The 23848-nt window shown below is 70.5% G+C and carries 20 protein-coding genes, 1 rRNA gene and 1 pseudogene; 13 read left to right on the top strand and 9 right to left on the bottom strand.

All coding sequences use genetic code 11. The features are described from left to right. From ACPT94_RS41415 to ACPT94_RS41400, 4 genes are all read left to right on the top strand, one after another. A partial coding sequence (locus ACPT94_RS41415; RefSeq protein WP_425248100.1) for an MFS transporter occupies window positions 1-734 on the top strand: 734 nt, incomplete at its 5' end. A gap of 426 nt (window positions 735-1160) precedes the next feature. Beyond that, window positions 1161-1277, top strand: coding sequence for an SGM_5486 family transporter-associated protein (locus ACPT94_RS41410; RefSeq protein WP_360339899.1), 117 nt, complete (start codon window positions 1161-1163; stop codon window positions 1275-1277). Window positions 1278-1513: 236 nt separating this feature from the next. After that, complete coding sequence (locus tag ACPT94_RS41405) at window positions 1514-1720, top strand: hypothetical protein (RefSeq protein WP_189943878.1); 207 nt, start codon at window positions 1514-1516, stop codon at window positions 1718-1720. A 106-nt stretch (window positions 1721-1826) separates the two neighbouring features. Continuing rightward, window positions 1827-2345, top strand: a complete 519-nt coding sequence (locus ACPT94_RS41400) for a SixA phosphatase family protein (RefSeq protein ID WP_360339895.1) — start codon at window positions 1827-1829, stop codon at window positions 2343-2345. A 107-nt stretch (window positions 2346-2452) separates the two neighbouring features. Here ACPT94_RS41400 and serB read toward each other — a convergent pair whose 3' ends face one another. Together serB and ACPT94_RS41390 are read right to left on the bottom strand one after the other, a co-directional pair. Continuing rightward, entirely contained in the window at window positions 2453-3664 is a 1212-nt protein-coding gene (gene serB / locus ACPT94_RS41395) for a phosphoserine phosphatase SerB (protein ID WP_360339892.1), read from the bottom strand. A gap of 590 nt (window positions 3665-4254) precedes the next feature. After that, window positions 4255-6585 carry a streptophobe family protein gene (locus ACPT94_RS41390; RefSeq protein ID WP_425248099.1) on the bottom strand — a complete coding sequence of 777 codons (2331 nt, stop codon included), beginning with the start codon at window positions 6583-6585 and terminating at the stop codon, window positions 4255-4257. A 246-nt stretch (window positions 6586-6831) separates the two neighbouring features. Here ACPT94_RS41390 and ACPT94_RS41385 point away from each other — a divergent pair, with 246 nt between their 5' ends. Then, window positions 6832-9363, top strand: coding sequence for an ABC transporter ATP-binding protein/permease (locus ACPT94_RS41385; RefSeq protein ID WP_425248098.1), 2532 nt, complete (start codon window positions 6832-6834; stop codon window positions 9361-9363). Window positions 9364-9461: 98 nt separating this feature from the next. Here ACPT94_RS41385 and ACPT94_RS41380 read toward each other — a convergent pair whose 3' ends face one another. The 3 genes from ACPT94_RS41380 to ACPT94_RS41370 all read right to left on the bottom strand — a co-directional run bounded on the left by ACPT94_RS41380 (window position 9462) and on the right by ACPT94_RS41370 (window position 12322). Further along, window positions 9462-10208, bottom strand: a complete 747-nt coding sequence (locus ACPT94_RS41380; RefSeq protein WP_360339883.1) for a transglycosylase SLT domain-containing protein — start codon at window positions 10206-10208, stop codon at window positions 9462-9464. Window positions 10209-10505: 297 nt separating this feature from the next. Beyond that, complete coding sequence (locus ACPT94_RS41375; RefSeq protein ID WP_360339880.1) at window positions 10506-11627, bottom strand: S-adenosylmethionine:tRNA ribosyltransferase-isomerase; 1122 nt, start codon at window positions 11625-11627, stop codon at window positions 10506-10508. Further along, window positions 11624-12322, bottom strand: a complete 699-nt coding sequence (locus ACPT94_RS41370; RefSeq protein ID WP_425248097.1) for an SDR family NAD(P)-dependent oxidoreductase — start codon at window positions 12320-12322, stop codon at window positions 11624-11626. The genes ACPT94_RS41375 and ACPT94_RS41370 overlap by 4 nt, the downstream gene beginning before the upstream one ends. A 215-nt stretch (window positions 12323-12537) precedes the next feature. Here ACPT94_RS41370 and ACPT94_RS41365 point away from each other — a divergent pair, with 215 nt between their 5' ends. From ACPT94_RS41365 to ACPT94_RS41355, 3 genes are all read left to right on the top strand, one after another. Further along, window positions 12538-13716, top strand: a complete 1179-nt coding sequence (locus tag ACPT94_RS41365; RefSeq protein ID WP_360339874.1) for a GAF domain-containing sensor histidine kinase — start codon at window positions 12538-12540, stop codon at window positions 13714-13716. Next, window positions 13709-14350: a response regulator gene (locus ACPT94_RS41360; RefSeq protein WP_360339871.1), complete on the top strand. Its 642-nt coding sequence runs from the start codon at window positions 13709-13711 to the stop codon at window positions 14348-14350. The genes ACPT94_RS41365 and ACPT94_RS41360 overlap by 8 nt, the downstream gene beginning before the upstream one ends. 179 nt (window positions 14351-14529) lie before the next feature. Beyond that, a complete protein-coding gene (locus tag ACPT94_RS41355; protein WP_425248096.1) occupies window positions 14530-14775 on the top strand; it encodes a chaplin in 246 nt (81 codons plus the stop codon). A gap of 384 nt (window positions 14776-15159) precedes the next feature. On the opposite strand, the gene ACPT94_RS41350 is transcribed toward ACPT94_RS41355, so the two are convergent. Next, window positions 15160-15948 (bottom strand): hypothetical protein, encoded by a 789-nt coding sequence (locus ACPT94_RS41350; protein WP_425248095.1) that lies wholly within the window; start codon window positions 15946-15948, stop codon window positions 15160-15162. Window positions 15949-16102: 154 nt separating this feature from the next. Here ACPT94_RS41350 and ACPT94_RS41345 point away from each other — a divergent pair. From ACPT94_RS41345 to ACPT94_RS41335, 3 genes and pseudogenes are all read left to right on the top strand, one after another. Further along, a pseudogene (locus ACPT94_RS41345) lies at window positions 16103-16627 on the top strand (ABC transporter ATP-binding protein); the annotation flags it as partial. 334 nt (window positions 16628-16961) lie between these two features. After that, window positions 16962-17393, top strand: coding sequence for an NfeD family protein (locus ACPT94_RS41340; RefSeq protein ID WP_360339859.1), 432 nt, complete (start codon window positions 16962-16964; stop codon window positions 17391-17393). 143 nt (window positions 17394-17536) lie between these two features. Next, window positions 17537-18487, top strand: coding sequence for an SPFH domain-containing protein (locus ACPT94_RS41335; protein WP_360339856.1), 951 nt, complete (start codon window positions 17537-17539; stop codon window positions 18485-18487). A gap of 131 nt (window positions 18488-18618) precedes the next feature. Here the strand turns inward: ACPT94_RS41335 and ACPT94_RS41330 are convergent, their stop codons facing one another. From ACPT94_RS41330 to ACPT94_RS41320, 3 genes are all read right to left on the bottom strand, one after another. Next, on the bottom strand, window positions 18619-19125 hold the full coding sequence (locus ACPT94_RS41330) for an HNH endonuclease (RefSeq protein WP_360339849.1): 507 nt from the start codon (window positions 19123-19125) through the stop codon (window positions 18619-18621). Between the two features lie 211 nt (window positions 19126-19336). Beyond that, window positions 19337-19876 (bottom strand): YbhB/YbcL family Raf kinase inhibitor-like protein, encoded by a 540-nt coding sequence (locus ACPT94_RS41325; RefSeq protein ID WP_360339846.1) that lies wholly within the window; start codon window positions 19874-19876, stop codon window positions 19337-19339. A 230-nt stretch (window positions 19877-20106) separates the two neighbouring features. Then, window positions 20107-20889, bottom strand: coding sequence for a sporulation protein (locus tag ACPT94_RS41320; protein ID WP_360339843.1), 783 nt, complete (start codon window positions 20887-20889; stop codon window positions 20107-20109). A 147-nt stretch (window positions 20890-21036) separates the two neighbouring features. Between ACPT94_RS41320 and ACPT94_RS41315 the strand changes: the two genes are divergently transcribed. Both ACPT94_RS41315 and ACPT94_RS41310 read left to right on the top strand, forming a co-directional pair. Beyond that, window positions 21037-21687 carry a DNA-3-methyladenine glycosylase gene (locus tag ACPT94_RS41315; protein WP_360339840.1) on the top strand — a complete coding sequence of 217 codons (651 nt, stop codon included), beginning with the start codon at window positions 21037-21039 and terminating at the stop codon, window positions 21685-21687. Between the two features lie 535 nt (window positions 21688-22222). Then, a 16S ribosomal RNA gene (locus ACPT94_RS41310) occupies window positions 22223-23748 on the top strand. Window positions 23749-23848: the final 100 nt, after the last annotated feature.

Below are 23848 nucleotides of genomic sequence, written 5' to 3'. Positions count from 1 at the left end.
CCGCGGCGCTGGGGGGCGGCTGGCAGTCCGGGCTCGTGGTCTGGGCGGGCCTGGCGGCAGCGGCCGTACTGCCGTGGCTGCCGCTGGTACGGGAGCGGGCGACGGCGCCCGCGCCGCAGGACACCGCGCGCGTGGGGACACCGGCCGGGATGCGGATGACCCGGAGCCGTACCGCCTGGGCGCTCGCCGTCTTCTTCGGGCTCCAGGCCACCGCCGCCTACATCACGATGGGCTGGATGCCGCAGATCTTCCGGGACGCGGGCGTGCCCGCGAGCACCGCGGGCCTGCTCCTCGCCGTGACGATGGTGATGGGCGTGCCCCTGGCCTTCGTCATCCCGCGCGTGGCGACCCGGCTGCCGCACCAGGGCCCGATCGTGCTCGCTCTCGGCGTCTGCGGCCTCGCCGGATACGCCGGCCTCTACGTCGCGCCCGCCGGCGGAGCCTGGGCCTGGGCACTGCTGATCGGCATCGCCAACTGCGCCTTCCCGCTCGCCCTCACGATGGTCGGGATGCGGGCCAGGACCGGCGCGGGTGTGGCGCAGCTGTCGGCCTTCGCGCAGAGCACCGGCTACCTCATCTCGATCCCGGGCCCGCTCCTGGTCGGCGTGCTCTACCAGCACAGCGGCGGCTGGGGACTGCCCCTCGCGCTGATGGCGGCCCTGATGGTCCCGCAGATGGCCGTGGGCGTCCTGGCCGGCCGCGACCGCACGGTGGAGGACGAGGCGACCCGCTGACCCCGCGCGCCGGCTGACCCCGCGCGCCCGCTGGCTCGAAGCGCCCGCTCGTCGGTGCGAGCTGCTGGCGCGGGTGGTCGCTCACCCGGGTTCGGCCCGCTGACTCCCGGGTGGCCCGCTGGCCCGAGGCGTCCGCTCGCCGGTGCGGGCTGCTGGCTCGGGGTGGTCGCTCACCGGGGCGGCCCGCCGACCCCGCGCGCCCGCTGGCTCCCGAGTGGCCGGCCGGCCCGAAGCGCCCGCTCGCCGGGGCGGCCCGCTCACCGGGGCGGCCCGCTGGCTCGGGGTGGTCGCTCACCCGGGTTCGGCCCGCCGACTCCCGGCGGCCCGCTGGCCCGAAGCGCCCCGCTGGCCCGAGGCGACCCTCACCCCGGTCCGCCCGCTGACCCCGGGGGGACCGCCCCGCGCCCCGGGTGCGAGACTGGGCGCATGCCCGTGCTCGACCCGAACCCCCAGAACGGCCAGAAGAAGATGCTGCTCGTCTTCGGCTCGTTCCTCCTCATCTTCGTGATCATCGCCGTCATCGCGACGATCGCCTCGCCCTGACGGCCCCGTCACGTCCCGTAACGTCCCGTCACGTTCCGTTCGGCCCGCCTCCCGCCGGGCCCGGCCAGTGCCTCGCCGTCGGCGATGGTGGGGTTAACCCCCCTGTCCCCTAGGGGGTGAGGGTCAGGGTCAAGTGGGTGGATCACCGGATGGGGCGAGGGCCGCCGGATCCGTACCTTCGAGTTGTGGCCGCGCGACGCGGACCACGGACGACTCGAAGAGCAGCGGAGGCACCCATGTCGGCCCCTACGCACACCCGGCTCCACCCGGTCGCCCCGGGCCGCGTCGGCACCCGGTTGCCCTGGTGGGCCCTCGCCCTTCCCACCCTCGCCTTCGTCGCCCTGCTCACGCTGATACTGAACCCGGCCGACGCCCACGCGGCCGGCGGCGACCCCGCGATCACACACCTCGTCGAGCGCGTGCGGGACCTCCTGGCGCGCTAGGTGTGTTGATCACGCCCCGGGCACACCCTTCACACCCCGGTGGGCCGGTGAAGGCGCATGTCAACTCCCTGCGCCCCATGGCCTGTTTCATGCGAAGCTGGGAGCCATGAGCGTCGCAGAACCCCGCAGGATCGTCCTCTTCCGGCATGCGAAAGCCGACTGGCCCCAGGTGACCGACCACGAGCGACCACTCGCTGAGCGGGGCCGCCAGGACGCCGCCGTCGCCGGACGCAAGCTGACCGACACCGGCATCCCCATCGATCTGGCCCTGTGCTCCACGGCCACCCGCACCCGGGAGACGTGGAAGCTCGCGGTCCAGGAGTTCCCGCAGCGGCCGAAAACCGTCTACGAGGAGCGGATCTACGAGGCCTCCCCGGGCGAGCTGATCGCCCTGCTCAACGAAACCTCCGACGACGTGCGCAACCTTCTCCTCGTCGGCCACAACCCGGGCATCCAGGGCCTCGCCGACATCCTCTCCGGCGCGGCCGAGGGCGACGCCCGCGAGCGGATGAACCGCCGCGGTTTCCCGGCCGCCGCCTTCGCCGTCGTCTCCTTCGAAGGCTCCTGGAAGTCCCTGGAGCCGGGCGTGGCCACGCTGCTCGACTACTGGACACCGTCCGAGTAACCCTCCGGCAGGCGTACGGCTCCCGAGCGCACAAGGGCCCGGCACCCTCATGGTGCCGGGCCCTGCCGTCGACGTCGGGCGGCTCCCACCGGGACGCCGGGCGGCTCCTACTCGTCGTGCGTGTCCGCCGCCTCGACCTCTTCGCGGGTGACGCCCAGCAGATACAGGACCGTGTCCAGGAACGGCACGTTCACCGCGGTGTGCGCCGCCTCGCGCACGACCGGTTTGGCGTTGAAGGCGACCCCGAGACCCGCCGCGTTGAGCATGTCCAGGTCGTTGGCGCCATCACCGATCGCCACCGTCTGCGACAGCGGCACGCCCGCCTCCGCGGCGAACCGGCGCAGCAGCCGCGCCTTGCCCGCGCGGTCCACGATCTCCCCGGTGACCCGGCCCGTCAGCTTCCCGTCGACGATCTCCAGCGTGTTGGCCTGGGCGAAGTCCAGCCCGAGCCGCTCCTTCAGATCGTCGGTGACCTGGGTGAAGCCGCCGGAGACGACCCCCACCTGGTAGCCGAGGCGCTTCAGGGTCCGGATGAGGGTGCGCGCACCCGGCGTCAGCCGCACCTCCGTGCGCACCTTGTCCACGACCGAGGCGTCCAGCCCCTCCAGCAACGCCACGCGCGCGTGCAGCGACTGCTCGAAGTCCAGCTCACCCCGCATCGCCGCAGCCGTCACCTCGGCGACCTCGTCCTCACAGCCGGCGTGCGCGGCGAAGAGCTCGATCACCTCGTCCTGGATGAGCGTGGAGTCGACGTCCATGACGACGAGCCGCTGGGCCCGCCGGTGCAGACCCGCCGCCACGACCGCCACGTCCACCCCCAGCGCGGCCGCGTCCGTGACCAGGGCGGTGCGCAGCGGCTCCGTCTCCACGCCGGAGACCGCGAACTCCACGGCGGTGACGGGGTACTTGGCCAGCCGGAAGATACGGTCGATGTTGCCGCCCACCTTGGTGATCTTGGCGGCGACGGCGGCCGTGGCCTCCGCGGTCAGCGGGTGCCCGAGCACGGTGACCAGAGAGCGGCCGAGGCCACGCGGACGGTTGTCACCGATGCCGGAGATGATCTCCGCCTGCATCTTCATCGACTCCGCCCAACTGTGCACGGTCGACCGCAGGTCCCCCTCCGTCCCACGCGGCGGCTCGGTCACGAGGGCGCACAGCACCATGCGGCCACGGGTGACGACCTGCTCGATGTCGACCACGTCGACGGAGTAGGCGGCGAGGGTGTCGAAGAGGCCGGCCGTGATGCCGGGCCTGTCCTTGCCGAAGATCTTGACAAGGAGAGTGGGGACATCGGTCGGCGAGGTCTGCTCAGCGCTCATGGTGTGTCCACCGTATCCGGCACCCCGTGCCGCCCGCCGCCGAGGTCCGCCTAGCGGACACGGAACAGTGGATGTCGTACGAGTGGCGAGCACCTGAACGGAGCGCCACGGCGGCCCGGAGGGCGCGTCCGGCGGGAGCCTCGGGTACGGCCTCGGCGGCCGGGGGCGCGCCGGGGGCGTGCGGGGTATGGCCTCGGGCGGCCGCGGGCGTGTCTTGCCGTGGGCACGGCCTTGGCGGCGGGACGCGCCGTGCAGCACGGACCACGCGCGGGACCTGCGCCTCGGGCCACGACCACGGCGGCCGGGGTGCGTCTTCGGGGGGTATGGCATCGGCGGCGGGGCAAGCCATGCGGCACAGGCCACGGTGGGGGTGGCGCTTTGCCTTGGGTGCGGCCTCGGAGGTGGGGCGTCCGTGCAGGGGCCACGGCGCGGGCGTGGCCTCGAAGCGCGGCCTCGGCGGCTGCGGCACCTCGGGATGGGCGACGGCGGTCGACGCACGCGTCGGGGCCCGGCACCAGGGGCCGACGCGCGCTGGAGCGCGGCCGCAGTGGTTGCCGCGCCCGCGTACCTCCAAAGGAATGGCCGGCGCCTCAGCGTGGCCCCTTCGGCTTCTTCGGCGGACGTGCGGCCGGAGGTGGGGGAGGGGGTGGCGGTGGCCCGTCGTCCGCGGGCTGCGCCGGCCGCTCCCCGGAACGCGGGGGCTCGGACGGACGCCTCGGCGACCGGGGAGGCGGCCCCATGGGGCTGACCATGGTGGGGGCGTCGTACAGGCCGTCCCGCGACGGCGGCACGTCCGGGGGCTGCCCGGCACCGGGGGGCCAGGGCTCGGGTGGTCGAGGGCCGGCCGGGGGCGTGGTGGCTCGCCCCGTGCCGGACGGTGAGCCGGCCGGGGGCGGCGCAGGTTGGCCTCCGCCGGATCGGGCGTCGGCCCCGGGCGCGACGGGTCCGCTTCCGCCCGGCCGGGAGCCGGCCCGCGGCCCGGCCCGTCCGGCGCTCGCACCGCCGGTCGCCGCCTCCCCCCGTCCGCCGGCCGGAGGCCAGGCCTCGCGCCCCCGGCCCGCGTCCTGCGGCCGCGCGTCCTCCGGTTCCCTCAGTTCCTCCGGCACCCGCAGATACGGATTGGTCGCCGGGTCGGGCGGCCGGTACGGGGTGCGCGGGGCATACGGCCCGGCCGGGTCGCCCCCGTGCGACGAACGCTCGGGCGCCTCGACGGAAGGCCGCTCCTCCGTACGCCCGTCACCTCCGTACGGAGGATGCGGGGCGTCCGCACCCGACGACCCCGCCGTCGTGCGCCCGTCGTCCCTGTACGGCGAGTACGCAGCACCACCGCCTGCTGCCCCCTCCCTGCCGTGCCCTTCACCCCCGTACGGCGGATGTCCGACCCCGGCACCCGCACCCCGCTCCACTCCACGCCGATCGCCCCCGGACCGCCCACCACCGGCGGCCCCACCACCCGACGCCGGCCCGCTCTCACCCCGTGCCAACGGCGCCGCCCGTCCGCCCGCCGTTCCGGTCGCGCACGCGAGCAGCGCGCCCGCGGCGCCCGCGCCCGCGCCCCACAGGGCGCCCAGGAGCAGTGCCATGCCGAGGCGACCGTGCAGTGCGACGCCGGCACCGAAGGCGTCGAAGCCGAGCACGGACAGGGAGGCGTCCACGGAGACGTCCGTCAGCCAGGCGAGCAGCGGCAGCGTCAGCGCGGTCACGATCCCCAGCCGCAGCGCACACCGCCCGACGAAACCGGGGACGCCTGCACCTCGTACACCCCCGGGATCCGCGCCGCTTCCGACGCCCGTACCGTCGGCAGGCGTCCGTACGCCCGCCAACACTCCCGCGAGCAGCATCATCACGGCCGTCGCGACCCCCAACAGCCATACCCGGTCGTCGAGTTCGGCCAGGCGTCCCAGCGTCACCGACTGCTCGCTCCCGACGCCCAGCAAGTCGTCCAGCGGATCGGGCAGCAGACTCGTCAGCGCGCCGGTCGCCCTGCCGTCCCACGGCACGAACAGGCCCAGGTCCACGCCGAGCCAGACCCCGTTCGGCGCGCCGAGCAGCGCGGCGCCCGCGATCCGCCGGGGGTGCTCGTCGCCGACCGCCGCGTACGCCGCCGCCGCGAACCCGGCCGCGACGGCCACCAGCAGCACGGTGACGACGGCGGACACGGCGGGCCGTACCACCCGGTGCACGGCCTCCCACCCGCGCGGAAGCGGCGTACGGCGAGAGGCCAGCAGGGCGATCAACAGCACCCCCGCCGACCACCCCAGCCCACCGAGCAGCGTCGGGGCCGTGTCCACGGTGAAGCCCACCGCCGCCCGCGCGTCCACCAGGTCCCCGATCCGGTCCGGCAGCAGCCCGCCGACGTCCCCGAGGTCACCCAGCCCGGGAATCTCGACACCGCCCCCGCCGCCCCCACCGCCGCCGGTCAGATCGCCCAGCCCCAGTGACCCTCCGTCGATCGTGATGACGTCGTGCCCCGCCCAGGCCAGCCCGCCCAGCGTCGCCACGAACAGCACGACCACCGCGCCCGCGCGCGCGAGGAGTTCGGCGGGCGCGATGACAACTCCCGCCGTCCGCAAGGACCGCAGGAAGAACCACGACAGCAGCAGCGCCCCGACGAGCCCCACACCCAGTGGCGTGATCTCGATGGCCGTGTCCGCCTGCGCGCCCGTGAGACCGAAGGCGGACACGTCGCCCGACGGCGTCACCGAACCACCCGCCCCGAGCGCCACGACGGCCGCCGTCATCGGCCCCAACGAGCCCGCCGCGTCGGCTTCCAGCAGATGCAGACCCAGCGCCGCGGTCGCCGCCATCCCGATCAACGCCCAGCTCACCGCGGCGATCGCGGACAACAGCACGTCCACCCACGGGACACCCCCGCCGCGCTCTGCGCTTCCGACGCCCTCGACACCCGTGCCGGCACTCATGCAGACCCCCCGATCCGCGGCGCGGAGCGACGAAGATCGCCGCTTCCGTCCCCCTCGCGTGCGTTTACCACTCTCCGGCCCGGTTTCAACCCCGTCAACGGAAACGGCCGATGAGCCGGTACCCGGTCTTCACAAGGCCCGACTTTCGGTCAGAGGGCCGCGCCTGAAATAGTTCCCGACGATGTTCGACATCCCTAGACTCCCTGTGATGGGGGTAACTCGGGGGACTACTCAGTGGGGCATGGAGTGCCGGAACTCGTACTGGAATTGAACGGACGCACCTGGACTCTCGATCCGTCCAGGACCTACACCTTGGGACGCGATCCGCAGGGGGACATCGTCCTCGACGACGCCAGGGTCTCCTGGCGTCACGCCACGGTCAGTTTCAACGGCCGCGGTTGGGTCCTGGAGGACCATGGCAGCACCAACGGCACGTTCGCGCAGGGCCGGCGGATCAACCACGTGGAGATCGGCCCCGGTTCGGCGGTGCACCTCGGCAACGCGACCGACGGACCGCGCCTGAACCTCTCCTCGGCCGTGGCCGGGGCCGCAGCGGCGGCCGGAGCCGCCGTCGCCCAGCCGCAACAGCAGCCGTACGCCGCGCAGGCCGCGAACCCGGGCTGGGCCCAGCAGGCGCCGCAGCCGCAGGCAGCGGCGACCCCGCAGGCCGACTGGCAGCAGCCGCAGCAGCCGCCCGTGGCGAAGGTCCCGCACCAGCAGGGCCCCGGCGTCGGCGCGGGGGCGCCGCCGGTCTACGGCGACCGCAGCCCGACCACGTTCCACCAGTTCACCATCGGCCGCATCATGCGCATCGGCCGTGCCCTGGAGAACGACCTGGTCGTCTCCGACCTGCAGGTCTCGCGCCATCACGCCGAGTTCCACTCGACGCCCGACGGCCGCATGGAGATCCGCGACCTCGGCTCGCACAACGGCACGTACGTCAACGGCCAGCCGATCGCCAAGGGCGGCTCGCAACTGCTAGGCCCGGCCGACATCGTCGGCGTCGGTCACTCGACGTTCCGCATCGTCGGCGACCGCCTCGAGGAGTTCGTCGACACCGGTGAGGTCTCCTTCTCCGCCCGCCACCTGACCGTCACCGTCGACGGCGGCAAGCAGATCCTCAAGGACGTCTCCTTCGGCGTCCCGGAGAAGTCGCTGATCGCGGTCATCGGACCGTCCGGCTCCGGCAAGTCGACGCTGCTCAAGGCGCTGACGGGCTACCGTCCCGCCAACCAGGGCGACGTCCTCTACGACAACCGGAACCTGTACAAGCAGTTCGCCGAGCTGCGCCAGCGCATCGGTCTGGTCCCGCAGGACGACATCCTGCACAAGGAGCTGACCGTCAAGAAGGCTCTGAAGTACGCGGCCAAGCTCCGCTTCCCGGCCGACACGACGGCGCAGGAGCGCGAGGCCCGCATCGACGAGGTGCTGCGCGAACTGAAGCTGGACATCCACAAGGAGAAGAAGGTCACCTCCCTCTCCGGCGGCCAGCGCAAGCGGGTCTCCGTGGCCCTGGAGCTGCTCACCAAGCCGTCCCTGATCTTCCTGGACGAGCCGACCTCCGGCCTCGACCCGGGCATGGACCGCGACGTGATGCAGCTGCTGCGCGGCCTCGCCGACGACGGCCGTACCGTCCTCGTCGTCACCCACTCCGTCGCCGAACTCGCCCTGTGCGACAAGCTGCTGGTGATGGCGCCGGGCGGCGCCGTGGCGTACTTCGGCCCGCCTGAGGAGGCACTGAACTTCTTCGGCTACGACAGTTGGGCTGACGTCTTCTCCGCCTTCGAGAACTACCGCGACTACGACTGGGCGGGCCGCTGGAAGGGCTCGCAGCACTACCAGATGTACGCCGCGGACATCGACGCCATCGCTCCGCAGTCCGTACAGATGCCGCCGATGCAGGCGATGAAGCCGCCGAAGCCACAGGGCTGGATGTCGCAGTTCGTCACGCTGGTGCGCCGCTATGTGTCGGTGATCGCCTCGGACAAGGGCTTCCTCGCCCTGTCGCTGATCCTGCCGGTCGTCCTCGGCTCGGTGAGCCTGCTCATCGACTCCGGCAACAGCCTGCTGCCCAACCCGGTCAACCCGAAGAGCGGCCGGATCATCCCCAACGGCACGGCCACCACCGTCCTGCTGATCCTCGCGGTCGGCGCCTGCTTCGCGGGCGCGGCGAACTCCGTCCGTGAGTTGATCAAGGAACGGGTCATCTACGAGCGTGAGCGCGCCACCGGCCTGTCGCGCTCGGCGTACCTGATGTCCAAGGTGTTCGTGCTCGGTCTCGTCACCGCGCTGCAGGGCCTGCTGGTCGGCGTCATCGGCTTCTCCAGCCGGGAGATCCCGGAGGAGGGCGTGGTCATCGGCAACACGCTGGTGGAACTGTGCCTGCCGATCATGGCGCTCGGCTTCACCTCGATGATGTTCGGCCTGATCATCTCCTCGTTGGTGAAGACGGCCGAGAAGACCATGCCGCTGCTGGTCATGTTCGCGATCATCCAGGTGGTCTTCACCGGCTGCCTGTTCGCCCTGAACGGCTCGATCGGCGTCAACGAGTTCTCGTACCTGATGCCCTCGCGCTGGGCCGTCGGCGCGGCCGGCGCCACGCTGGACTTCAACAAGATCAGCCCGCCCAAGGACGGCGGCGACAACGACCCGCTGTGGGAGCACACCGTCGGTGCCTGGGGCATGGACATGGCCGCTCTGATCGTCCTCGGCGTGATCTGCGGCTTCTTCGTGGCCCGCTTCCTGCGCCGCCACGAACCCGAGGTCATGCGGAAGTAGGTCCGCAGTCCCCACGCACACGGGTGGAGAGACCGAACGAAGGGCGGCACCCCGCGCAGGGGTGCCGCCCTTCGGCGTGCGCGGACTCGTCAGGTCGCTCAGTACGCGCTGTTGACGTTGTCCATAGAGCCGTACCGGTCGGCCGCGTAGTTGCAGGCTGCGGTGATGTTGGCGACCGGGTCGTAGATGTTCCAGGACGTGCCGGGGACGTGGTAGGCCTTGAAGGTCGGCGGGATGACCTGCAGCAGGCCCTTCGACGGGATGCCGTTGATGGCGTTGATGTCCCAGTCGTTGATGGCTTGCGGGTTGCCCGAGGACTCCCGCATGACGTTGCGGTGGATGCCGTCGTAGGTGCCCGGGATGCCGTGCTTCTTCATGATGTCCAGCGACTCACGGATCCAGCCGTCGAGGTTGTCGGGGTAGCTCTTGGCGGCGGCCGTCTTGATCGCGGCGCGCTGCACGGCCCGGCTCACGGCCTCCTGGGCCTTGTGCTCGGCGGCGGCCTTGCGGGCGGCGGCCTGCTTGGCCGCGACAGCGGCGGCGGCCTTCTGCTTCGCGGCGGCGGCGACAGCGGCGGCGGCTGCCTTCTGCTTGGCCGCGGCGGCGGCGGTGGCGGCCTGCTTCTTCGCCTGGATGGCCTCGATCTTCACGCTGGCGCCGGCCAGCTGGTCGGTCACGCTGGCCTTGACGTCCTTCACCGGCTCGGAGCGGAAGGCCACCGGAGACGAGACGACGGCTTCCGTCGTGGTCGTCTGCGCGTTGGCCGGCACCACGGAGAAGGCGAGGGCGGCAGCGCCGAAGGTGGCGACACCGGCGATCGCGATCTTGTGAGTGTTCTTGGGCATGGTGAAGGACCTCTTCGTGTAGCGCGGAGGTCGCTCTGTTTGTCCGGCGGACACGGGTGCTTTCGGCACGAACGCCGCGGAAGGAATCCACGGCGCTGAGCGACGGCAGCAATTCTTAGCGGCCGCAAAAACGCCAGGCAAAGGTGTGACGTACGACCCTGGGTAGTGGATCAGGGAAGGGCAAAACGGGACAGACCACAACGTCTGCCCCGTTCGCGACGGAACCTTTTGTCTCCTATTGGCCTTCGTACGTGATGTGCGCCCTATGTGCGGGCTCACATGGGCCTCCGGCGATTCTCACCAGGAGTTGCTTGAGCAATGCTCTGTGTGAGGGCTCTCCTCCGGGAGGAGGAGGTGCACGTCCCCGAACTCGTGCCACAGGTGGCGCCCGCGCAGCGCCTCGTCGTAACCCCGGTCGATCGCCGCCCGCCCCGCCACGGCCTCCAGCATCAGCAGATGCGAGGCCTCCGGCTCGTGCAGCCCGGTCAGCAGCCCGTCCACCACCCGCACCCCGCGCGCGGGCGTCACGACGAGATCGGCCCACCCCTCACGCGCGCGGACGACCCCGTCCGCCCCGGCCGCCGACTCCACCGCCCGCACAGCCGTCGTCCCCACCGCGATCACCCGGCTGCCCTCCTCCCTGACGGCATTGATCAGCCGGGCCGAAGCCTCCGGCACCGCGAACCGTTCCGGATACGGCGGCTCGTGCGCCTCCGCCGAGGCCACCCCGGCGTGCAGCGTGACCGGCGCGAACCGCACCCCCCGGCTCACCAGCTCCGCCACCAGCCGCGCCGTGAAGGGCCGCGCCGCACTCGGCATCTCCGCGCTGCCCGCCCCGTCCGCCGAAGGCAGCGCGAACACCGTCTGGTACACGGACAAGGGCTGGTCCCGCTCCGTGTAGGAGTAACGAATGGGCCGACCGTGCTCCCGCAGCAGCGCCGGCACCGTCCCACCGGACACCCGCGCCCACCACAGCCGCCCACTGCCCCCGTGCAGCGCCTCCTCCAGGACCAGCCGCACACCCCCGGCCGACCGCACCTCCGTACCCGCCGGCCCTCCCGCACGCGCGCGCGTGGTGCCCCGCCCGTCCGGATCCCGCAGCTCGACCGCCCACCGCCCGTCGTCCCCGCGCGTGGAGAAGTGCACCACCACACGCGTGTGCCCGATCCGCCCGTCCACGGCGGCCGCCAGCGTGGGGGAGGTGTTCACCACCAGCAGGTCCCCCGCCCGCAGCAGCTCCGGCAACTCCCGGAACACGTGATGCGTCACCGCGGTCCCACGCGACACCAGCAGCCGCACGTCGTCCCGGTCGCGCCCGGGACCGCGCTGCTCGGCCGGCACCCGAGCCGACAGCTCCTCCGGCACCTTCCACCGCTCCCGACCGCGCTCGAGCCGGGGAAGCCCTGTCGCCGGCGTCATCGCGCTCCCTCCAGCAGAGCCGGCGCCGCGTACCGGCCACTCGCCGGCCGCTCGTCCAGCAACCGCAGAAAGGCCGGTACGACACTGCCCGGCTCCGGCCGCGGACCGTCATCGTCCGGTACGGCCGCCGCGTACAGGTCCGTCGCCATGTCCCCGGGGTCCACCGCCCACACCCGCAGCCCCGGCTCCTCCGCGCCGAGCACCGCCGCGAGCTGGTCGAGGGCCGCCTTCGAGGCGCCGTAGCCGCCCCACGTCTCGTACGCCTCGGCCGCCGCGTCCGAGCTGACCATGATGACCGTGCCCGCCCGCGCCCCCCGCAACAGCGGCAGCGCCCCCTGGACCAGGCCCAGGGCGGCCACGACGTTCACCTCCAGCGCCCGCCGCAGTCCGTCCAGCTCCAGTTCCTCCAGCCGGACCAGTGGCTCGGCGCCCAGCGCGCTCGCGTTGTTCACCAGCAGCTCGCAGCCGCCGAGCTGCCAGGCGGCCGCCAGCAGGGCGGACCGGTGCCCGGGATCCGTGACGTCCCCCACGACCGCCTCGACCCGGGTCCCGTGCGCCGCGACCGCGGCCGCCGTCTCCTTCAGCACCTCCGCCGACCTGGCGTCGAGCACCAGATCCCAACCCCGCGCGGCCAGCGCCTCGGCCAGCGCCCGCCCCAGCCCCTTCGAAGCCCCCGTGATGATCGCTACCGGCATGACAACCCGTCCCCTCGTCCGACCCGCCTCCACTCGGCGGTGACCTCAACCTAGGAACGCGCTCCTCCCCACCGCCTCGGACGCGGGGCGGGCCTCACCGGGGCCCTTCGCCCTACGCCCCAGCTCCGGGGACCTGCGCCCTAGGTCTCCCGCCCCACCCCGCGGCCGCCACCGGTCCGATCCCCGCTGTCACACCCCGCCGGTACCGTGAGGGCATGAGTCAAGGCCCCCGGTCCGGCCTCGCCGCGGTGAGTTCCGCGTTGCTGGCCATGAGCAGGCACCTCGAGGTGCGCGACGTCCTGAAGACGATCGTCGCCTCGGCCCGCGAGCTGCTCGACGCGCAGTACGCCGCGCTCGGCGTCCCGGACGACCACGGAGGCTTCGCCCAGTTCGTCGTCGACGGCGTCAGCGAGGAGCAGTGGAAGGCCATCGGCCCCCTGCCCCGCCAGCACGGCATCCTGGCCGCGATGCTCCACGAGGCCACGCCAGAGCGCCTCGCCGACGTGCGCAAGGACCCGCGCTTCGAGGGCTGGCCGTCCGCCCACCCGGAGATGTCCGACTTCCTGGGCCTGCCCATCCGCGACGGCGACGAGGTGATCGGCGCGCTCTTCCTCGCCAACAAGGTGCGTTCTCCGGAAGGACACGCCCCCCACTGCCCGAGCCCCGAGCCGGAAGGAAGCTGCGGCTTCACACAGGAGGACGAGGAGCTCCTCTCCATCCTCGCCCAGCACGCCGCGATCGCCCTCACCAACGCCCGCCTGTACGAGCGCAGTCGCGAACTGACCATCGCCGAGGAACGCTCCCGCCTGGCCCACGAACTGCACGACGCGGTCAGCCAGAAGCTGTTCTCCCTGCGCCTGACCGCCCAGGCCGCCGCCGCCCTCGTCGACCGCGACCCCTCCCGCGCCAAGGGCGAACTGCATCAGGTCGCCGCGCTCGCCGCGGAGGCCGTCGACGAACTGCGCGCCGCCGTCGTGGAGCTGCGCCCCGCCGCCCTCGACGAGGACGGCCTCGTCGCCACGCTGCGCACCCAGATACAGGTCCTCGACCGTGCCCACACCGCGCGCGTGACCTTCACCAGCCACGGGGTGCGCGCCCTGCCCGCGGCCCAGGAGGAGGCCCTGCTGCGCGTCGCCCAGGAGGCCCTGCACAACGCCCTGCGCCACTCCGGCGCGGAACACGTCGACGTCACCCTCCACAAGCGCGGCCCCGGCACGGTCCTGCGGGTCACGGACGACGGCAGCGGCTTCGACCCCAAGACGGTCCGCAGGGCCGGCCGCCACCTGGGTCTCGTCTCCATGCGGGACCGGGCGAGCGGCGTCGGCGGCAGCCTGACGGTGGAATCGGCGCCCGGCAAGGGCACCACGATCGAGATGGAGGCCCCCGGTGGCTGACGCAATCAAGGTGCTGCTCGTCGACGACCACCAGGTCGTCCGCCGGGGACTGCGCACCTTCCTGGAGGTGCAGGACGACATCGAGGTCGTCGGCGAGGCCTCCGACGGCGCCGAAGGGGTCGCCCGCGCCGAGGAGTTGAAGCCCGACGTCGTCCTGATGGACGTCAAGATGCCCGGCATGGACGGCGTCGAGGCGCTCCGCAGACTCCGCGAACTCGACAACCCCGCACGCGTGCTGATCGTCACCAGCTTCACCGAACAGCGCACGGTCGTCCCGGCCCTGCGCGCGGGCGCCGCCGGGTACGTCTACAAGGACGTCGACCCCGACGCCCTGGCCGGCGCCATCCGCTCGGTCCACGCCGGTCACATCCTGCTCCAGCAGGAGGTCGCGGGCGCCCTCCTCTCCCAGGAGGAGGCCAACTCCGGTCAGGGCAGAGGAAGTTCGCTGACGGAACGCGAGCGGGAGGTCCTCGGCCTGATAGCGGACGGCCGCTCCAACCGGGAGATCGCCCGAGCCCTGGTCCTGTCCGAGAAGACCGTCAAGACCCACGTCTCGAACATCCTGATGAAGCTCGACCTCGCCGACCGCACCCAGGCCGCCCTGTGGGCCGTACGCCACGGGGTGACCGGCTGACACGCGCTCCCGCGCACAACCGAGGGCATCCCGAGCGCTCATGCGGAGGAGTCCCTTCCAGTCCGAGATTCATACCGTCGTGGGAATGTCCCCCGGATGGCGCATCCTCCGCCGACCGCCCGCGTTCTTCAGTGCGTGCTGCGGCGACTGCCGCAGCGATCGCTAGGAGGGCTCAGAAAGTGAAGAACCTGAAGAAGGCAGTGGCCGTGACCATGGTGGCCGGCGGTCTGGTGGCCGCGGGCGCCGGCATGGCCTCCGCCACCTGCGGCGCGTCGGCCGACGGCGTGGCCAAGGGCTCGCCGGGCGTCGGCTCGGGCAACCTCGTCCAGGCCCCGGTGCACATCCCGGTCAACGCCGTCGGCAACAGCGTGAACGTCATCGGCGCGCTGAACCCGGCCTTCGGCAACCAGGGCCTCAACCACTGAGGCCCCTCCTGGCCCCACCCTGCCTCCCGGCCTCCCCCGGCCTTACCCCGGGGGAGGCCGGTCCCCTTTCACCGGGCAGCACACTCGCCCCCGATCGCGCGGGCGTGCGGTCAGGCTGCGGGTGTGTGCGCCGCGCAGCGCTGGTCGTCCCCCCCGGCCAAGCAGCAGCCACGGGCGCGCCCCGCCAAGCCCACGCGGCAGCGCGGGCAACCTGTGGCGGACCGCCTTCGGCCGCTGACGGCTCTTGCGCCACCGCCGGGTGCGTGCCACCGAACGCCCGACAACCCCGAGCCGCGAGCACGCGACGCCGCCAAGTTCCGGGCATCCCCCGCCAAGCAGCGGCCACGCGTGCGGTCGAGCCGTGGGCCTGCGTACACCCCACCCTCACCTCGCCCCCCGCTCCAGCTCCTCCACATACGCGTTGTACGCCGCGACCTGCGCCCGCCGAGCCGTCCGCTCCACCGGCCGCAACGCCTCCCCGCGAGCCCCCATCTCCGCCGCGCTCACCGCACCCCCATGCCCGTTCTCGTAGGCGAGAGAGATCAGCAACCCCACGCGCTGAGCCAACTCCAGCACCCGCACCGCCCGCGGCGGATACCCCGGCGCCAACACCTCCCGCTCCCGTTCGGCCCGAGCCCGGTACGCGTCGATCGCCGCCTCGGCCACCGGCCCGGACGCCGCCACGTCCAACCGCGACAACACCGCCGTGGCCTCCCGCAGAGCCTCCGCCAACTCCCGCTCCGCCTCGCCCAGCGAGGGCACGTCGGCGGGCGGCGCCTCCCGCACAGGGAGGCAGTGCCACACCACCTCGACGTGCACATCACCGGAGGGCCCGGCCTCGTACACCTCCGGCACCAGCCCGAACGCCGCACCGTGACAGACCACGGCCTCCTCGGCCTCCAACGCCCGCGCGTTGAACTCCGGCGGCCCGCTCAACCCCAGCGGATGCCCGGGCGCGGGCAGCGCCACCCGCAGCCCCTTCACCCCCAACGCCCGCAGCCGCCCCAGCGCGAGCGTGAGCCCGACGGGCGCCACCTCCCCGGGCAGCCCCTCCACCCGGTGCACGGCGTCCTCGCCGACGATGGCGAGCACGGCGTCGTCCGGAGAGACAAATCCGGCCAACAGGGCATTTCCCCAAGCGGCAAGGCGACCAGAGCGCGGTTCCGAGAGCATGCCCCCACCCTAAGGACCGGACCGATGGAACTGCCCACCCGACCGGTGGCGTAGATTTTCCTGGAGGGCCGCGCCCACCCACGCGCGGCGGTCCGAGCCACAGGCGTACGCGACGACCGAGTCCGGCCACACTGCAAGGGGAGACAACGCGCTCATGAGCGATGTTCTGGAGCTTCAGGACGTATCCGTGGTCCGCGAGGGCCGGGCTCTGGTGGACCAGGTCTCCTGGTCGGTCAAGGAGGGCGAGCGCTGGGTCATCCTCGGCCCCAACGGAGCCGGCAAGACGACCCTGCTGAACGTCGCGTCCAGCTATCTCTTCCCCAGCAAGGGCACCGCCACCATCCTCGGCGACACCCTCGGCAAGGTCGACGTCTTCGACCTGCGCCCCCGCATCGGCATGGCCGGCATCGCCATGGCCGACAAGCTCCCCAAGCGCCAGACCGTCCTGCAGACCGTCCTGACCGCCGCGTACGGCATGACGGCCGGCTGGCAGGAGGAGTACGAGGACGTCGACGAGCAGCGCGCCCGCGCCTTCCTCGACCGCCTCGGCATGAGCGAGTACGTGGACCGGAAGTTCGGCACCCTCTCCGAGGGCGAACGCAAGCGCACCCTCATCGCCCGCGCCCTGATGACCGACCCCGAGCTCCTCCTCCTCGACGAGCCCGCCGCCGGCCTCGACCTCGGCGGCCGCGAGGACCTCGTACGCCGACTCGGCCGCCTCGCCCGCGACCCCATCGCCCCCTCGATGATCATGGTCACGCACCACGTCGAGGAGATCGCCCCCGGCTTCACCCACGTCCTCATGATCCGTCAGGGCAAGGTCCTCGCCGCGGGCCCGGTCGAGCTCGAACTCACCTCCCGCAACCTCTCCCGCTGCTTCGGCCTCCCCCTCGTCGTGGAGCAGGTCGGCGACCGCTGGACCGCCCAGGGCCTGCCGATGTCCTGACCGCTGTTCCCGACCGCCCCCTTTCGCGCCCTGTCGGCGGCATGACCCGCGGTCCTACCATGAACGCGTGAACGACATCGACGCGTGGGTGTGGTGGCTCGTCGGCGCGGCAGCGCTCGGAATCCCGCTCGTGGTGACCGCGATGCCCGAGTTCGGCATGCTCGCGGTCGGCGCCGTCGCGGCCGCGGTCGCCGCGGGCCTCGGCCTCGGCACCGTCGCTCAAGTGCTCATCTTCGTCGCCGTCTCGGTCGCCCTCATCGCCGTCGTGCGGCCCATCGCGGCCCGGCACAGCGCGCAGCGACCCCAACTCGTCACCGGCGTCGACGCGTTGAAGGGCAAACAGGCCGTCGTACTGGAGCGCGTCGACGGCACCGGCGGGCGCATCAAGCTCGCCGGCGAGGTCTGGTCGGCCCGCGCCCTCGACACCGACCGGACCTACGACGTCGGCCAGGAAGTCGACGTCGTGGAGATCGAGGGAGCCACAGCGATCGTCATCTGACCTTGCACAACTCCCGCACGACGTAAGTGAACCGAACGCACCACGAGCCACACGACGGTCTGTCAGACTCGACCAGCCAAGATCTTCAGCAGCCCATAAGATCTTCCGAAAGCGCCGAGGCGGAGAAGGGTACGGGGAGCGCGATGGAACCGGTCATCATCGTCTTGATCATTCTGGTGGTGTTGGTTTTCATCGCCCTGATCAAGACGATCCAGGTCATCCCACAGGCGAGCGCCGCCATCGTCGAGCGCTTCGGCCGCTACACGCGGACGCTCAACGCGGGCCTCAACATCGTCGTCCCCTTCATCGACACCATCCGCAACCGCATCGACCTGCGTGAACAGGTCGTGCCGTTCCCGCCCCAGCCGGTGATCACCCAGGACAACCTGGTGGTCAACATCGACACGGTCATCTACTACCAGGTGACCGACGCGAGGGCGGCCACGTACGAAGTCGCCAGCTACATCCAGGCGATCGAGCAGCTCACCGTCACCACGCTCCGCAACATCATCGGTGGCATGGACCTGGAGCGGACCCTGACCTCCCGCGAGGAGATCAACGCGGCGCTGCGCGGCGTCCTCGACGAGGCCACCGGCAAGTGGGGCATCCGCGTCAACCGCGTGGAGCTCAAGGCCATCGAACCGCCCACCTCCATCCAGGACTCGATGGAGAAGCAGATGCGCGCCGACCGTGACAAGCGCGCCGCGATCCTCACCGCCGAAGGTACGCGCCAAGCCGCCATCCTCACCGCCGAGGGCGAGAAGCAGTCCGCCATCCTCAAGGCCGAGGGTGAGGCCAAGGCCGCCGCCCTGCGCGCCGAGGGCGAGGCCCAGGCCGTCCGCACGGTCTTCGAGGCCATCCACGCCGGCGACCCGGACCAGAAGCTCCTCTCCTACCAGTACCTCCAGATGCTCCCGAAGATCGCCGAGGGCGACGCCAACAAGCTCTGGATCGTCCCCAGCGAAATCGGCGACGCCCTCAAGGGTCTCTCCGGCGCCATGGGCAACTTCGGCCCCCTGGGCGGCGGTTCGAACGGCGGAGGCAACGGCAACACCAACGGTACGGAACGCCGAGAGAAGCCCCAGATCGACTGAGGGCACTTGAGAACGCGGTACAGCCCCGCGCCCCTTTCGGGGCGCGGGGCTGTACCGATATGCGGCTCCGCCGCGTGGGCGCGACCAGCCACGAACAACCCGCGGACGACGACCGGCCCGCTCGCGCAGTGCTATGCCGCGTCCACAGCCAACCACTCCGGCAGCGCGGCCAGGTCCTCCTGCCCCAACGCCAGCAGCATCGCGTCCTGCGGAGTCGGCTCGAACGGCTGCCGCAGCAACGGCATCCCGGCCTGCTCCGGAGTCCGGTCCGCCTTACGGTGGTTGTCCTCCGCGCACGAGGCGACCGTGTTGAGCCAGGAGTCCTGACCACCCTGAGCCCGTGGCACCACGTGGTCCACCGTGGTCGCCCGGCGCCCGCAGTAAGCGCACCGGTGCCGGTCCCTGACCAGCACACCCCGCCTCGACCACGGAGCTTGTCTTCGGAAGGGCACCCGTACGTACCTGCACAGCCTGATCACCCGGGGCGCCGGTATGTCGACCGCGGATCCACGCATCCGCAGTTCGGGGTGGGCCTGCTCGACGACAGCCTTGTCCTGAAGCACCAGAACGACGGCTCGGTTCAACGTCACCGTCGACAGCGGCTCGAAGCTCGCGTTCAGCACCAGCGTGTCCCGCATACCAGCCCACCTCCCGTGTGCACCGGCCCACCCCCTGGCGGGCTGGGATCAACTCTGGCCGGGCACGCCGAGATGGACAACGCAATATCTGCTGCTCCCACGGGGGGTGACCCCCGCGACCCCCGGCAACAAAAATGCCCGCCCCTGATCACTTCCAAGACCAGGGACGGGCAAACGTTGTATGAACGATGAGCTTACTCAGCCCGCCGCCTCAACTCTGCGCGGGGTTCTCGTACTCACCGATCAGCTGCGCCCGCGCGATCGCGTGGAACCGCAGGTTGAACCCGACGACGGCAGGCGAGGCGTCCGCATCCGGACCGAGCTTCTCCTGGTCCACCGCGTACACCGTGAAGACGTACCGGTGCGGCCCGTCCCCCGGCGGCGGCGCCGCCCCGCCGAAGTCCCTCGTCCCGTAGTCGTTGCGGGCGTGAACGGCACCCTCCGGAAGCCCTTCGAACTTGCCGCCGCCCGCACCCGCCGGCAGCTCGGTCACCGAGGCCGGAATGTCGAACAGCACCCAGTGCCAGAACCCGCTGCCCGTCGGCGCGTCCGGGTCGTAGCAGGTCACGGCGAAGCTCTTGGTCTCCGGCGGAAACCCCTCCCACCGCAGGTGCGGCGAGGTGTTTCCCGCCGCCTGCACCTGCGCGTCCTTGAGCGTCGCACCCTCCTGCACGTCCTCACTCGTGACCGTGAACGACGGCACCGGCGGATGGAAGTCGTGGGGGAGTGGCCGCCTCTTCAGCTCGGTCACCTCGATACCTCCTGAACAGTCGGAAAACGATCCACCCGCGAGCCTACGACCAACACGGCGTCACTCACGGTTGCGCGCGTACCCACTCAGAGATCCTTCACGACCGGCAGGCTCCTTCACCTACGGGCGACAAGCGAAGGTCACCACACAGGGCCACGCCCGTACGTAGCCTCCAGACACACAGGGACCCGGAACACCCCACGGCGTTCCGGGCCCTGCCGGCACACGTCTCAGAACCAGTTGCGCTTGCTGCCGACCTCGGACAGCCACTGGTTGAGGTACGCCGCCCAGTCGGTCCCCTGGTAGTCGTTCAGCCCCACCTGGAACGACCGGAAGGTGTCACTGCCCTCGCTGAACAGCCCCGGCTTCTTGTCCATCTCCAGTACGACATCCATGGCCTGCGCGTCGGCCACGAAGCTCAGCTCCACCTGGTTCAGCCCCCGGTACTGCGCCGGCGGGAAGAACTCGATCTCCTGGTAGAAGGGCAGCTTCTGCCGCGTACCGCGGATGTGACCCCGCTCCAGGTCCGCGTTCTTGAACCGGAAGCCCAGTTGGATGAAGGCGTCCAGGATCGCCTTCTGCGCCGGCAGCGGGTGCACGTTGACCGGGTCCAGGTCGCCGGAGTCCACGGCGCGCGCGATCTCCAGCTCGGTGGTCACACCGATGTGCATCCCGCGCAGCGCCTGACCGTCGATCATCGTGACCGGCGTCTCCCACGGGATCTCAAGACCGAACGGCACCGCGTGCACCGCGTTCGCCTGCAGCTCGAAGGCCCCGCCGAGACGCTGCTTGATGAACTCGATGTCCTGCTTGTACTCCTGGTCGCCGCTCTCGACCTCGACCTTGGCCTGCAGCCCGACCGACAGCCCCTCGATCTGCTGGTTGACGGTCCCGCCCTGGATCCGGACCTCACCCTGGACGACGCCGCCCGGGACGACGTTGACCTCCGTCAGCACCGTCTCGACCGAAGCCCCACCGGCCCCGAGACTCGCGAGCAGCTTCTTGAACGCCATGACTCTCCCTCTACGACCTGTACGACGGGATCCTTGATCCCTACAAACGCGATCCGACCGTGGCCGGTTCCGCCCTCACACCCTGGCAAGCCGAGCGCCCGCCGACCACCCCGACGCACCCACTCGTCTCCACTACGCTCGGAGGGCATGATCGCGACCCCCGACCGTACGCCCCTTCCCCGGTCCTTCTTCGACCGCCCTGTCCTGGAAGTGGCCCCCGACCTCCTCGGCCGCCTCCTCGTCCGCACCACCCCGGACGGTCCGATCACCCTCCGCCTCACAGAGGTCGAGGCCTACGACGGCCCGAACGATCCCGGCTCCCACGCCTATCGCGGCCGCACGGCCCGCAACGCCGTGATGTTCGGCTCGCCCGGCCACGTCTACGTCTACTTCACCTATGGCATGTGGCACTGCATGAACCTCGTCTGCGGCCCCGACGGCCGCGCGAGCGCGGTCCTGCTGCGTGCCGGCGAGGTGGTCGAGGGCGCCGAGCTGGCCCGCCAACGTCGACTCTCGGCCCGCCACGACAACGAACTGGCCAAAGGCCCCGCCCGCCTGGCGACAGCCCTGGACGTGGACCGGGCCCTCGACGGCACCGACGCCTGCGCCTCCGGCGAGACCCCCCTGAGGATGCTGACCGGCACCCCCGTGCCCTCCGACCAGGTACGCAACGGTCCACGCACCGGCGTCGCCGGCGAGGGTGGGAACGGCGACGTCCACCCCTGGCGCTACTGGGTGGCCGACGACCCTACGGTGAGCCCTTATCGGGCCCATGTCCCCAGGCGCCGCCGAAGTTGACTCACCCTTGACGGAGGCGTAACGTAGCCCGAGCCGCTTGAACCGGGTACGGCATTCGCCAGCAGCCGGAAGCGGCCAACCCACTACCTACAACATCCCTCAGCGGGACTGAATTCGGCGTGTCCGCATGCCCGAATTCGACTCGCAGGAACTCGATTATGAGTTGCCGAGGGAATCGGCTAACGTAGTGAATGTCGAAAGGCCGACAGGCGAAAGCCGGAAGCCAGCAGACAAACCCGCCGACAGGGAATCGGACACCGAAAAGGTCTGATAGAGTCGGAAACGCAAGACCGAAGGGAAGCGCCCGGAGGAAAGCCTGAGAGAGTCTCTCGGGTGAGTACAAAGGAAGCGTCCGTTCCTTGAGAACTCAACAGCGTGCCAAAAATCAACGCCAGATATGTTGATACCCCGTCCCCGGCAGTGATAGCCGAGGATGAGGTTCCTTTGAAAAAACACAGCGAGGACGCTGTGAGCGAGAGGATTATTCCTCCTCTCGTTCCGCTCTCGTGTGTGTGCACCGGATTACCGGTAAACATTCACGGAGAGTTTGATCCTGGCTCAGGACGAACGCTGGCGGCGTGCTTAACACATGCAAGTCGAACGATGAAGCCCTTCGGGGTGGATTAGTGGCGAACGGGTGAGTAACACGTGGGCAATCTGCCCTTCACTCTGGGACAAGCCCTGGAAACGGGGTCTAATACCGGATACCACTCTCGCGGGCATCTGTGAGGGTTGAAAGCTCCGGCGGTGAAGGATGAGCCCGCGGCCTATCAGCTTGTTGGTGAGGTAACGGCTCACCAAGGCGACGACGGGTAGCCGGCCTGAGAGGGCGACCGGCCACACTGGGACTGAGACACGGCCCAGACTCCTACGGGAGGCAGCAGTGGGGAATATTGCACAATGGGCGAAAGCCTGATGCAGCGACGCCGCGTGAGGGATGACGGCCTTCGGGTTGTAAACCTCTTTCAGCAGGGAAGAAGCGAAAGTGACGGTACCTGCAGAAGAAGCGCCGGCTAACTACGTGCCAGCAGCCGCGGTAATACGTAGGGCGCAAGCGTTGTCCGGAATTATTGGGCGTAAAGAGCTCGTAGGCGGCTTGTCACGTCGGGTGTGAAAGCCCGGGGCTTAACCCCGGGTCTGCATTCGATACGGGCTAGCTAGAGTGTGGTAGGGGAGATCGGAATTCCTGGTGTAGCGGTGAAATGCGCAGATATCAGGAGGAACACCGGTGGCGAAGGCGGATCTCTGGGCCATTACTGACGCTGAGGAGCGAAAGCGTGGGGAGCGAACAGGATTAGATACCCTGGTAGTCCACGCCGTAAACGGTGGGAACTAGGTGTTGGCGACATTCCACGTCGTCGGTGCCGCAGCTAACGCATTAAGTTCCCCGCCTGGGGAGTACGGCCGCAAGGCTAAAACTCAAAGGAATTGACGGGGGCCCGCACAAGCAGCGGAGCATGTGGCTTAATTCGACGCAACGCGAAGAACCTTACCAAGGCTTGACATACACCGGAAAACCCTGGAGACAGGGTCCCCCTTGTGGTCGGTGTACAGGTGGTGCATGGCTGTCGTCAGCTCGTGTCGTGAGATGTTGGGTTAAGTCCCGCAACGAGCGCAACCCTTGTTCTGTGTTGCCAGCATGCCCTTCGGGGTGATGGGGACTCACAGGAGACCGCCGGGGTCAACTCGGAGGAAGGTGGGGACGACGTCAAGTCATCATGCCCCTTATGTCTTGGGCTGCACACGTGCTACAATGGCCGGTACAAAGAGCTGCGATACCGTGAGGTGGAGCGAATCTCAAAAAGCCGGTCTCAGTTCGGATTGGGGTCTGCAACTCGACCCCATGAAGTCGGAGTTGCTAGTAATCGCAGATCAGCATTGCTGCGGTGAATACGTTCCCGGGCCTTGTACACACCGCCCGTCACGTCACGAAAGTCGGTAACACCCGAAGCCGGTGGCCCAACCCCTTGTGGGAGGGAGCTGTCGAAGGTGGGACTGGCGATTGGGACGAAGTCGTAACAAGGTAGCCGTACCGGAAGGTGCGGCTGGATCACCTCCTTTCTAAGGAGCACTTCTAGGCAGCCGCAAGGCTGTCCAGAGGCCAGTACATCGGCGAACGTCCGGTGCTGGTTGCTCATGGGTGGAACGTTGATTATTCGGC

Source organism: Streptomyces aurantiaciflavus, from assembly GCF_049808595.1.
Taxonomy (GTDB): Bacteria; Actinomycetota; Actinomycetes; order Streptomycetales; family Streptomycetaceae; genus Streptomyces.
Note: the sequence above shows the minus strand (reverse complement) of the source record. Positions and strands in the feature narration are given on the sequence as shown.